The 609-nt window shown below is 42.0% G+C and carries 1 protein-coding gene; it reads left to right on the top strand.

Going from position 1 to position 609, the window contains the following annotated elements; all coding sequences use genetic code 11:
• Positions 1–6 precede the first annotated feature (6 nt).
• The coding region (locus KIH86_RS10710; protein ID WP_268964144.1) for a glycoside hydrolase family 99-like domain-containing protein at positions 7–609 on the top strand (603 nt) is incomplete at its 3' end.

The following is a 609-nucleotide window of genomic DNA, read 5'->3' as shown; positions in this document are numbered from 1 at the left end:
TTTATCGTGTACCGAACAGATTTATTCCCGGATATGAAGAGTACTGCTCGTATTTGGAGAGAAGAGGCAAAGAAGGCTGGCTTTGAGGATTTACATTTGGCAGCCGTTCAATTTTATGGTATCGATGATCCTGGAATTTGGGGCTTTGACTCGGCGATTGAATTCCCGCCTCACAAATTTATAACCCCAGAAAATAGACCAACTGATATGCCGCATATAACTAATCCAAACTTCGCTGGCGGAATTGTAGACTACCCAAAAGTTGCTGCACAAGGAATACAGACGAAGTCGAAGGATTACGTGTGGTATCGTGGTATCATTCCTTCATGGGATAATACCGCTCGCAGGCAGAATAATCCCCACTCCATTATTAACTCATCGCCTATGCTCTATCGCTATTGGTTAAGATATCTTGTGGAGTTCACTGAAGCCTTTAATTCTGAGCACCATCAATACATTTTCATTAATGCTTGGAACGAATGGGGGGAGGGCTGCCATCTTGAGCCTGACTTGAAATATGGACATGCTTACTTGGAAGCAACCTCAAAAGCTTTGCAGAAACAAGATTTCGAACTTCAAGAAGTTATTCAAAATGTGACGTTAACTAAT

The sequence above is a fragment of the Paenibacillus sinensis genome, from assembly GCF_019904155.1.
GTDB classification, from domain to species: Bacteria; Bacillota; Bacilli; order Paenibacillales; family Paenibacillaceae; genus Paenibacillus_AQ; species Paenibacillus_AQ sinensis.
Note: the sequence above shows the minus strand (reverse complement) of the source record. Positions and strands in the feature narration are given on the sequence as shown.